Consider the following 10,764-nt stretch of genomic DNA (forward strand, 5'->3'; position numbering starts at 1 on the left):
TTGACCATGCCAGTTTTGGGAGCGCTCCCAACCCTTGTCGAATCGTTCGGGCGCCAGGCGGCGAGCACCCCGGACCGGATCGCGCTCGTCGCCGGCGACGAGCGCCTCACCTACGCCGCGCTGGACGAGGCCGTGGACCGGCTGGCCGCCAGGCTCGCCGGCGCCGGGGCCCGCCCCGGCACCCTCGTGGGGATCTGCGCGGCCAAGTCGGCGGCCTGCGTGACGGCGATGCTCGCCGTCCTGCGGACCGGCGCGGCCTACCTGCCGCTCGACCCCGCGCACCCGGCGGCCCGCGTCGAACTCGTCCTGGCGGACTCGCGCGCGGACCTGCTGCTGACCGAGGGCGAGCCGGTCACGACCGCGGTGCCGGTGCTCCGCTTGGACGGGGAGCACCCCCCGGCCGCGCCGGTCCCCACCGCGCCCCCGGACCCCTCGTCCCCGGCGTACGTGATCTACACCTCGGGCTCGACCGGCACGCCCAAGGGGGTGGTGGTGCCGCACCGGGCGCTGGCCAACCTGCTCGCCGGCATGCGCGAACTGGTGGGCTCGACGGCCGGCGACGTCTGGCTCTCGGCCGCCTCACTCACCTTCGACATGTCCGTGCCCGAGCTCTACCTGCCGCTCGTCACCGGAGGACGGCTGGTCCTCGTCGACCCCAAGGCCGCCCTCCTCGGCAAACGGCTCGCCGCGCTGATCGAGCGCGAGGGCGTGACCCACATGCAGGCCACCCCCTCCGGCTGGCGGGTCCTGCTCTACGCCGGGTTCCGCGGCCCCCGGCTGACCGCGCTCGCCGGCGGTGAGGCGCTGCCCGCGGCCCTGGCAGGCGACCTGCGTTCCCGGGTCGGACGGCTCGTCAACATGTACGGCCCGACCGAGGCCGCCGTCTGGGCCACCTCCTGGGAGGTGCCGATCGAGCCGGCGACGGTCTCGATCGGCGACCCGCTCCCCGGCGCCACCGTCCACGTCGTGGACGACGGGCTCGACGAGGTCGGCCAGGGCGAGCTGGCGATCGGCGGCGTCTGCGTGGCCGACGGCTATCTCGGCCGGCCGGCCCTCACCGCCGACCGATTCGTCCCCGACCCCTACGGCGAGCCGGGCAGCAGGCTGTACCTGACCGGCGACGTGGTGCGGCGCACCGGCGCGGGACTGGAGTACCTGCGCCGGGCCGACACCCAGGTGAAGGTGCGCGGCTACCGGGTGGAGCTCGGCGAGGTGGAGGCCGCCATGGACGGCCTGCCCGGCGTGCGGCAGTCCGTGGCGGCCGTGTCCGGCGACGCCCTGGTGGCGTTCGTCGTCGGCGACTGCCCTGACCTGCGCCGCCGGCTGGCCGCGATCCTGCCCGCGTACATGGTGCCGACCAGGGTGATCCCCCTGGACTCCGTGCCGCTCACCCCCAACGGAAAGATCGATCGGCGCGCTCTTGAGGAGAAGATATGAGCGATGTTCTGGTGGTCGTCAACCACGAGGAGCAGTACTCCGTCTGGGCCGCGGGACGGGAGCTGCCTCCCGGCTGGCGGGCCACGGGCTTCGCCGGCACCCGTGAGGAATGCCTGGCGCACATCGAGACCGTGTGGACCGACATGCGTCCCCTCAGCGTGCGCGGCGGGGGGTGACGCGGCATGGACTCCAACCCTGACGCCGTCATCGTCGGCGCGGGCCTGGCCGGCCCCCTGCTGGCGAGCATGATCGCACGGCGCGGGTACCGGGTCGACCTGGTCGAAGGCCGCCCCGACCCGCGCTCGGCCCGCCACGACAGCGGCCGATCCATCAACCTGGGCATGTCGGCGCGGGCCATCGCGGCGCTGCGCGAGGTGGGCCTGTGGCAGGAGGCGCGGCGGCTGTCCGTGCCGATGCGCGGGCGCATGGTGCACACCGCCGGCGGGCGGTCCTCGTTCTACCCGTACGGCAAGGACCCGTCGCAGATCCTGCACTCCATCAGGCGGGACGCGCTGGTCTGCCTGCTGGTCGAGCACGCGGAGAAGCAGCCCGGCGTGCGGCTGCGCTTCGGCACCAGGTGCGTGGCCGTCGACCGGGACGGCGCCGCCGTCACCATGGAGGACGGCGGCAAGCTGACAGCCGGCTTCGTGGTCGGCGCCGACGGCGCCTCCTCGCTCGTCAGGACCGAGATGCAGCGCGGCCTGCCGGCCGGCTTCAGCCGCGAGTACCTCGAATGGGGCTACAAGGAGATCACGATCCGGGCCAGGCCCGACGGCACGCCCGCCGTACCGCTGGAGGCGCTGCACATCTGGCCGGGCGAGCGCGGTCTCGGGGTCGCCCACCCCAACGTCGACAACAGCCTGACCTGCACGCTCTTCCTGCCGCGCGACGAGCCGCCGGACCGGGCGTCCGACGCCTTCCCGCACCTGGCGGAGCTGGTGCCCGACCTCGACGAGCAGGCGTCCGCCGCGCCGATGGGGCACCTCACGACCGTACGCACCGCGCCCTGGCACCACCGGGACACGATGGTCCTCGTCGGCGACGCGGCGCACGCCGTCTACCCCTTCTACGGCCAGGGCATGAACGCCTCGTTCGAGGACTGCCTGGCGCTCGACCGGATGCTGGCCCGGCACCCGCGCGACCGGCAGGCCGCCTTCGCCGCCTACGAGCGGTCCCGCAAGCCGCACACCGACGTGCTGGCCGAGCTGTCCGCGCAGAACTTCCTGGAGCTCCGCGACGGCATGCGCTCCCCGCTGCGGCTGGCCAGGAAGCGCCTCGACCTGCTGCTGCACAAGGCGTTCCCCGGCACCTGGGTGCCGCTCTACACGCTCGTCTCGCACACCACCGTGCCCTACGGCGAGGCGCTGCGGCGCGCTCGCCGCCAGGACCGGGTGGCCGCCGCGCTGACCGTGACCGGGGTGGGCGCGGCCGTCGCAGGCCTGCTCGCCGTGCTCGCGCGCCGCCACGGGAGGACCTCTCGATGATCACACATCCGCACGACGCATCCCTCGTGCTGTTCGACCCGGCCGACGTGGAGGCGGACCCCGCCGCGCACCCCCTGATCGGCGAGCACCGGGCCGACCTGCGGGCCGTCGTCGAATGGGCGCGCGCCTACCTGTGCCGGCCGCACCCGGAGCTCGGCCGGCTCGGGCCGGTGTGCCCGTACGCGCAGGCGTCGCTGGACCGCGGCGCCTTCCGCCTGGCCGTCCAGCCGGGCGGCGGCCACACCGTCGAGTCGTTGAGCGCGCTGCTGGCGCCCTACCGCGACTGGTTCCTCGACCTCGCCCCCCGCAGGATGCCCGCCGCGCAGTCGACGACCATCCTCGTCCTGCTGCCCGGCATGCGTGACGCGCGGGAGGTGATCGACGCCGCGCAGTGCGCGCTCAAGGACGCCTACGTGGGACACGGCCTGATGATCGGGGAGTTCCACGACGGGCCGCCGGACAAGGCGGGGCTGTGGAACCCCGGCTTCCGCCCGCTGCGCAGCCCGGTGCCGATGCTGGTGATCAGGCACATGGTGCCGACCGACCTGCCGTTCCTGATCTCCGAGGAGGCGCACCTGGCCGCCTACCGGGATCTGTTCGGCGAGCAGGTGCCCGGGCACCTGCGGGACCTGGTGGCCAAGTCATGACCGGCACGAGCTTCCCCCTGACGCCCGCCCAGGAACGGCTCTGGTTCCTGCACCAGGCCGGCCACGACCCGTCCGGCTACCACGTCTGGGGCGGGCACCGGTTACGCGGGCCCCTGGACGCCGGACACCTGGGCCGGGTGCTGAACCGCCTGGCCGCCAGGCACGAGGCGCTGCGCACCGGGCTGGCCGACACCGGGGACGGGCGCCCGATCCAGATCGTGAGCGACGCGTCCGAGGTGGACCTGGAGGTCGTGGAGGTCCAGGACGAGGCCGCGGCGCACGCGGCGTGCGACACGTTCGTGGCCCGGCCGTTCGCGCTCGGCCGGGCGCCGCTCATGCGGGCGCTGCTCCTCCGGCTCGCGCCGGACGACCACGTGCTCGTCCTGTGCCTGCACCACACGATCTGCGACGGGCGCTCGCTGCAGGTCCTCTTCACCGAGCTGTACGGGATGCTGGCGGGGACCTTCGAGCCCGCCGAGCCCGCCGTCCCGTTCTCGGAGTACGTCGCCCGGCTCCGCGGGGGCAGCCGGGAGCGGGCCCAGGCGGCGCGCGACTACTGGCGTACCCGGCTGGCCGGCGCGCCCTCCCTGCTGGGCCTGCCCACCGACCGGCCCCGTCCCGCCGTACCGAGCGGGCGCGGCGCGCAGCATCGCTGGACCCTGCCCGAGCACCTGCGCGCCGGCCTGGTGGACGCCGCGCGGCGGACCAGGACGACGGTGTTCGCCATGGTCCTGGCGGCCCTGGGGGTCACCCTCGGCCGGTGCGCCGACCAGGACGACATCGTGGTCGGCTGCCCGATGGACGGCCGTACCGGGCGGGACGGCGGGACGGTCGGCATGTTCGCCAACACCGTCGCGCTGCGGCTCGACCTCGGCGGCGACCCGGCCGTGACGGACCTGCTGCGGCAGTGCAGGCGGACCGTGGCCGAGGCGCTGGCCCACGGCGGCACGCCGTTCGACGAGGTGGTGGAACTGGCCGGAGGCCGCCGCGACCTCAGCCACAACCCGCTCTTCCAGGTCATGCTCGTCATGGACCACCTGGACGGCCGGCCCAGGACCGCGGGTGACCTCCTCGTCGAACACTGGGAACTGCCCGCGCCCGAGGCCCGCTTCGACCTCACCCTGTTCGTCACCGTGGGCGACGACATCGAGCTGTACCTGGACTACGCGGCCGACCTCTTCGACGCCGACACGGCGGCGACCCTGGCGCACCACCTCACCACCGCCCTCGAAGCTCTCACCGGCGACCCGTCCCTCCCCCTGAGCCACATCCCCTTCACCACCACCCCAACCGAAACGACCGGGACCGCCTCCGCCGTTCCGGCCGCTGGGCTGTCTGAGGCGGGGAGTGTCGCATCCTCCGAGGTGCCGGCCGGGGGCTGGGCCGGGGTGGCGGAGCTGGTTGTGCGTCAGGCTGAGCGGGGTCCGGATCGGGTCGCGGTCATGGCCGCGGGGGAGCGGTTGACGTACGGCGGGCTGGTCGCGCGGGCGCGGGAGGTGGCGGCGCGGTTGGGGCCGCTCAGCGGAGACCCTGACGCGCGTCCGGTGGTCGGGGTGTCGCTCCCGGCGGGGCCGGACGGGATCGCCGCGGTCCTCGGTGTTCTGCTCGCCGGGGCCGCGTACCTGCCGCTCGACCCCGGCCACCCGCCCGCCCGTGTCACGCACCTGCTGCGGCGGGCACGGGCTGTCGCGGTGATCGCGCCGTCCGGCAGGCTCGCCGAGCTGGACGAATTCCCGGGAGCGAAACTGCCGGTCACCGACCAGACAGGACCGAGCGGCGAGTTCGTGACAGGCCGAACGCGTCGGGTCGGTCCGGGACGTCTTGAGGGCGGGATCACGGGCGAGGTACGTCCCGGCTCCGCAGACCCGGTGGGTGCTGCCGTGCGGCCGGGGGATCCGGCGTATGTGATCTTCACGTCCGGGTCGACGGGGGCGCCCAAGGGGGTGGTGGTGTCGCACGGCGCCGTCGCGGAGTTCACCCGCTCGTTCGCCGACGTGCACGGCTTCGGCCCGGAGCACCGGGTGCTGATGCTGCCGCCGCTCACCTTCGACGCCTCCGTGGGAGACCTGTTCCCCGTGCTCACCACCGGCGGCACCCTGGTCGTCCATCCGGAGCCCGCCCGGTTGGATGGCGCGGAGCTCGTACGGTTCTGCGCCGAGCACGGCGTGACCGCCGTCGACGCGCCCGTGGCGTTGTGGCGGCGCTGGGTCACCGACCTGGCCGAATCGGGCGTACCCGAGAGCTGGCCGGTCGAGATCATGATGGTCGGCGGCGAGCAGGTGCCGGTCGAGGACGCGCGCACCTGGCAGCGGGTGACACGCGGCAGGTGCGCCCTGTTCAACCACTACGGCCCCACCGAGGCCACCGTCTGCGCCACCGTGCACCGGATCGGCGGCACGGACGAGCTCGGCGACCTGGGCCGGGTGCCGATCGGCGCGCCGCTGCCGCACGTGCGCGCCCGCGTCCTGGACCGGTCGGGGCGCGCGGTGCCGACCGGCGGGGTGGGCGAGCTGCACCTGGGCGGAGCCGGCCTGGCGGACGGGTACGCGGGCGAGCCGGCGCTGACCGCGGCGGCCTTCGTGCCCGACCCCGACGGCCCCGCCGGGGCGCGCCTGTACCGTACGGGCGACCTGGCGCGGGTACGGCCGGACGGCGCGCTCGAGTTCCTGGGCCGCCGCGACCGCCAGGTGAAGATCCGCGGCCACCGGATCGAACCGGCCGAGGTCGAGCACGCCATCATGGAGCATCCGGACGTCACCGACAGCGCGGTCGTCGTCTCGGGGGACCGCCTCGTCGCCTACGCCGCGACCCGCACGCCGGACCTGACGCCGGGCGCGCTCCGCGAGTTCCTGCGCGAACGGCTGCCCGGATACCTGGTGCCCGGGGCCTTCGTGCCGGTCGCCGCCATCGCGCGCACCACGCACGGGAAGGTGGACCAGGCGGCCCTGCCGCCCCCGCCAGGACCGGCGGGCGAGGCGCCCGCGACCGCCACCGAGTCGGCGCTGGCCGCGGTGTGGCAGCGGGTCATCGGCGTGCCCGACGTGCGCAGGTCGGACAACTTCTTCGAGGTGGGCGGGCACTCGTTGCTCGCCGGCCGGGTGGTGGCCGAGATCAGGCGCGAGCTCGGCGCCGACGTGTCCCTGCGCGCGGTCCTGGAGACGGCCGACCTGGCCGAGCTCGCCGCCGCCGTGGAGCGCGGCGCCGAGCGGGAGCATCTCGACCTCGAACCGCTCGCCGTCCTGCCGCCCGACCTCGCCGTGCGGCCTGCGGTCCCGTCTCCGGTACGGCGCGGCTCGGCCATCCTGCTGACCGGCGCCACCGGGTTCCTCGGCGCCCATCTCATCGGCGAACTCCTGGCCCGCACCGATGCCGAGATCATCTGCCTGGTCAGGGCCGGCGACGAGCACCGGGCCGGGGAACGGGTGCTGGCCAACCTGCGGGCGTACGGGCTCGACGCCCCGCCGGGCAGGCTGCGCGGGCTGCCGGGCGACCTGGGCTCGTCCCGGTTCGGCCTGGACCGGGAGCGGTTCGGCGAGTTGGCCCGCGAGGTGGAGGTGATCTGCCACAACGGCGGTCAGGTGAACTTCTACGAGAGCTTCCACCGCATGCTGCCGGTCAACGTCGGCGGCACGGTCGAGGCCCTGCGGCTGGCCGGGCTCGGCGGCGCCCGCCTGCACGTCGTCTCCACCCTCGGCGTCTTCCTGGGCCTGGCCCACCGGGGCCGGGTGGTGACCGAGGCGACCGCCCCCGACGACCCGGCCGGCCTGGAGACGGGCTACGACCAGAGCAAGTGGGTGGCCGACCGGCTGGCGCGCCGGGCCAGGGACGAAGGGCTGCCGGTCGTGGTGCACCGGCCGGCGCGGGTCAGCGGGCACAGCGCGACCGGCCTGGGCAACCCGGGCGACTACTTCAGCCGCCTGCTGGCCACGTGCGTCCGCCTGCGCATGGTGCCCGACCTGCCGATCGAGGAGGACCTGGCACCGGTGGACCATGTCGCCGCGGGCATGGCCCACCTGATCATCGACCCCGCGACGGCCGGCGACTTCCACTACTTCAACGGCGCGACGATCTCCTACCGGGAGATCGCCGAGGCGCTCGGCGCGGACTGCGTACCGTGGGACACCTGGCGGCGTGAAGCCGCCGGCCTGGGCGCGGACAGCCCGTTCGCGCCGTTCGCGCCGGTGCTGTCCGCGGCGGACCCGCAGTTCCGGCGGCCCGTCTTCGACTGCGGACGCACCGAGCGGGCCCTGGCCCGCGCCGGGCTCGCGTGCCCGCCCGCCGACGGCGCGCTCATCAGGCGCTACGCCGGCCGCCTGGCCGAGGTGGTGCACGCATGAACATCGTCAGGTTCGCGCTCATCTGGACGGCGTCGCTGCTGTCGTCCGTCGGCTCCAGCCTCACCACCTTCGTCCTGGGCGTCTGGGTGTACCAGACCACCGGGTCGCCGACGGAGTTCGCGCTGGTCGTGCTCAGCGGCATGCTCCCGGGCATCCTCATCGGGCCGTTCGCCGGGCTGGTCGTCGACCGGTTCGACCGGCGCAAGGTGATGATCCTCACCGACTGCCTGGCGGCCGTGTCCACGGCCGCCGTCGGCTTCCTGATCTGGGCGGACGGGCTGGCCGTGTGGCACGTCGCCCTGGCCGGAGCCGTCAGCGGCGCGTGCGGCGTCTTCCACCTGACCGCCTACCAGGCCATGACGCCGCTGCTGATCCCCGAACGTCACCTGGGCCGCGCCAACGGCCTCATGCACCTGTCCAGCGGCATCCAGATCGCCGCGCCCGTCCTCGGGGCCACGCTCCTGGCCACCGTGGGCATGGCCGGGGTGGTGGCGATCGACCTGAGCACCTTCGGCGTGGCGATGCTGGCCCTGCTGCTGATCCGGCTGCCCGCCGCGGTGCTGCGGCCCAACGTGGCCGCCGAGCGACCCGCCGTGCTGGAGGACCTCGGGGCCGGGTGGCGCCACCTGCGGTCGAGGACGGGACTGACGGCGCTGGTGGCCGCGCTGACCGGCTTCAACTTCACCTTCGCCGTCGCGGGGGTGCTGGTGCAGCCGCTGATCCTGTCGTTCGCCGGGCCCGGGGTGCTGGGCGTGCTGATGTTCGCCGGAGGCGCGGGCATGCTCGCGGGCGGCCTCGTCATGGGAGCCTGGGGCGGGCCCCGCCGGAAGATCGGCGGGATGACGGCGTTCATGGCGCTCGGCGGCGTCTTCCTCGTGCTGCACACGGTGAGCCCGTCGCCGCTGCTGGTGGGGGTGGCCGCCGCCGGGTTCCTGTTCACGCTGCCCGTGGTGAACGGCTGCGCGCACGCCGTGCTGCAGAGCCGCGTCGATCCGGCCCTGCTGGGACGGGCCATGGGCACTGTGCACACGCTCGGCTCGGCCGCCGTCCCCGTCGGTTACCTGCTGGCCGCGCCCGTGGCCGAACACCTGCTGAACCCGGCGCTGCTGCCCGGCGGGGCCCTCGCCGGCAGCGCGGGTCTGATCGTCGGCGTCGGCGAGGGACGCGGGATCGCCCTCGTGCTGCTCCTCGACGGGCTGCTCCTGCTGACCCTGGCCGGCGTCCTGGCCGTGCTCCCCGCCCTGCGCCGCCTGGACCGCCGGCCCGTCCCGGTCCCCGTCGCCTGAGAAACCCCGGGAGCCGCCCGGACCCCGGGAGCCGCCCAGACCCGGGAGCCGCCGTTCCCGGGAGCCGCCGTTCCCGAGAAGCCGCCGAGAATCGCCTGAGAGGAATCGCATGCCGGTCGACCTGCCGCCCGACGAGGTGGACGCCTTCCGCAGGGGTGACGCCCCGGCGCCGATGCTGGACCTGATCGGCCTGATGGCCTGCCACGCCGTCGGGGCCGCGCGCTCGCTGGGCGTCTTCGACGCGCTCGCGGCCGGGCCGTCGACGACGGACGAGCTCGCGGCGGCTGTCGGCGCCGACCCGACAGGGCTCGACCAGTTGCTCGGCGTTCTCCGTACCACCGGATACGTGCGCCGCCACGAGGGCCGGCACGCCAACACGCCCGCCACCGCGGCGTGGCTCTGCTCCGGCTCGCCCACCGACTACGGGCGGATCCTCGGCCTGTGGCAGGCCATCGTCGAGGAGCGGTGGGCGGGGCTCGCCGGCGCGGTGCGCTCGGGGACCCCCGCGGGGGGCTTCTACGACTGGCTCGCCGGCCGCCCCGACCTGTCCGCCGCCTTCCACGACCTGCAACGCGGGCTCGCCGAGTGGCTGGCGGACGAGGTCGTCTCGCTGGTGCCGCTGCCTGAGGGCGCCAAGAGCCTGCTCGACCTGGGCGGCGGCCACGGGGCGTACGCCGCGGCGTTCTGCCGGGCCCACCCCGGGCTGTCGGGCACGATCGTCGACGGCGCCGTCACGGACGGCTCCGACGGGAGGCTGACCTGGCGGGCCGGCGACCTGCTCACCGCCGATCTGCCCGGTGAGCAGGACGTGACCGTGCTCTTCAACGTGCTGCACGGGTTCGCCGCGCGGGACGCCGCCGCGCTCGTCGCCAGGGCGGCGGGCACGCTGCGGGCGGGAGGGCTGCTGGTCGTCCTGGAGAGCATGCCCGAGCCCTCGGGAACCGCCGCCGACCTGGCCTTCGCCGCCGGGTTCTCGCTCAACCTGTGGCACACGCAAGGCGGCGCCCTGCACCCGTTGGAGACGATCCGCGGGTGGCTGGAGGCGGCGGGATGCGCCCCCGGTCCCTGGACGGAACTCACCCGCTCACCGTCGCACGCCCTCCTGACGGCGACCACGTAAGCGCCCGGGCCTGCCGTCACGTCCGGCGACAAGCGGGCGACCGCGCCGACCAGCTCAGGGCTGAGATGGCCGGCGCGGTCGAGCGTGGTCGTCCACGGGCCGGGGCCGCGGCTTCTACCGGTAGGTGATGTCGGACGAGGAGTACAGGCAGTTGACGCCGTCGGCGCCTTCGCCGATCTTGGTGGGCTCGCTGCCCTTGGGCACGCCGCGGTACTTCTCGCAGATCGTCGCGCTGCCGTACACGGTGATCCGGCTGAACCTGGCCGTGTCGCCCCAGTTGGTGTTGATCCCGGCCAGCACCTTGGTGGAACGGGCGGTGATGCCGTCCATGACCACGTGCCGCTGGTAGGAGGTGGAGCAGTTGCCGCAGGCCCGGTAGAGCTTGCCGGCGCTGTGCACCTGGAAGTTGCGGATGGTCAGGGTGCCGGCGCCGTTGTGCTGGAAGACCTTGTC

General features: G+C 74.6%; 8 protein-coding genes. 7 read left to right on the forward strand and 1 reads right to left on the reverse strand.

Features of this window, described 5'->3' with window-relative positions; all coding sequences use genetic code 11:
- The first annotated feature begins 6 nt into the window (after nt 1–6).
- The 7 genes from KME79_RS17430 to KME79_RS17460 all read left to right on the forward strand — a co-directional run bounded on the left by KME79_RS17430 (nt 7) and on the right by KME79_RS17460 (nt 10,311).
- The gene (locus KME79_RS17430) at nt 7–1,437 is read left to right on the forward strand and encodes an amino acid adenylation domain-containing protein (RefSeq protein ID WP_219545321.1); all 1,431 of its coding nucleotides are present in this window, start codon (nt 7–9) and stop codon (nt 1,435–1,437) included.
- Complete coding sequence (locus KME79_RS17435; RefSeq protein WP_148033132.1) at nt 1,434–1,613, forward strand: MbtH family protein; 180 nt, start codon at nt 1,434–1,436, stop codon at nt 1,611–1,613. The genes KME79_RS17430 and KME79_RS17435 overlap by 4 nt, the downstream gene beginning before the upstream one ends.
- A gap of 6 nt (nt 1,614–1,619) precedes the next feature.
- Nucleotides 1,620–2,921 carry an FAD-dependent oxidoreductase gene (locus KME79_RS17440; RefSeq protein WP_219545322.1) on the forward strand — a complete coding sequence of 434 codons (1,302 nt, stop codon included), beginning with the start codon at nt 1,620–1,622 and terminating at the stop codon, nt 2,919–2,921.
- A complete protein-coding gene (locus KME79_RS17445) occupies nt 2,918–3,568 on the forward strand; it encodes a DUF6875 domain-containing protein (protein WP_219545323.1) in 651 nt (216 codons plus the stop codon). The genes KME79_RS17440 and KME79_RS17445 overlap by 4 nt, the downstream gene beginning before the upstream one ends.
- Nucleotides 3,565–7,905, forward strand: a complete 4,341-nt coding sequence (locus KME79_RS17450) for a non-ribosomal peptide synthetase (RefSeq protein ID WP_219545324.1) — start codon at nt 3,565–3,567, stop codon at nt 7,903–7,905. The genes KME79_RS17445 and KME79_RS17450 overlap by 4 nt, the downstream gene beginning before the upstream one ends.
- Nucleotides 7,902–9,191, forward strand: coding sequence for an MFS transporter (locus KME79_RS17455; protein ID WP_219545325.1), 1,290 nt, complete (start codon nt 7,902–7,904; stop codon nt 9,189–9,191). The genes KME79_RS17450 and KME79_RS17455 overlap by 4 nt, the downstream gene beginning before the upstream one ends.
- A gap of 109 nt (nt 9,192–9,300) precedes the next feature.
- Nucleotides 9,301–10,311, forward strand: coding sequence for a methyltransferase (locus tag KME79_RS17460; RefSeq protein ID WP_219545326.1), 1,011 nt, complete (start codon nt 9,301–9,303; stop codon nt 10,309–10,311).
- 114 nt (nt 10,312–10,425) lie between these two features.
- Here KME79_RS17460 and KME79_RS17465 read toward each other — a convergent pair.
- Nucleotides 10,426–10,764: pectate lyase (locus tag KME79_RS17465; protein WP_219545327.1), on the reverse strand; the 339-nt coding region annotated here is incomplete at its 5' end.

The organism is Nonomuraea harbinensis, from assembly GCF_019396385.1.
GTDB classification, from domain to species: domain Bacteria; phylum Actinomycetota; class Actinomycetes; order Streptosporangiales; family Streptosporangiaceae; genus Nonomuraea; species Nonomuraea ferruginea.

Bases quoted from the DNA above. Each gene is read 5' to 3' on its own strand.
- KME79_RS17430 (WP_219545321.1), top strand. From the start codon at position 7: ATGCCAGTTTTGGGAGCGCTCCCAACCCTTGTCGAATCGTTCGGGCGC.
- KME79_RS17435 (WP_148033132.1), top strand. From the start codon at position 1,434: ATGAGCGATGTTCTGGTGGTCGTCAACCACGAGGAGCAGTACTCCGTC.
- KME79_RS17440 (WP_219545322.1), top strand. From the start codon at position 1,620: ATGGACTCCAACCCTGACGCCGTCATCGTCGGCGCGGGCCTGGCCGGC.
- KME79_RS17445 (WP_219545323.1), top strand. From the start codon at position 2,918: ATGATCACACATCCGCACGACGCATCCCTCGTGCTGTTCGACCCGGCC.
- KME79_RS17450 (WP_219545324.1), top strand. From the start codon at position 3,565: ATGACCGGCACGAGCTTCCCCCTGACGCCCGCCCAGGAACGGCTCTGG.
- KME79_RS17455 (WP_219545325.1), top strand. From the start codon at position 7,902: ATGAACATCGTCAGGTTCGCGCTCATCTGGACGGCGTCGCTGCTGTCG.
- KME79_RS17460 (WP_219545326.1), top strand. From the start codon at position 9,301: ATGCCGGTCGACCTGCCGCCCGACGAGGTGGACGCCTTCCGCAGGGGT.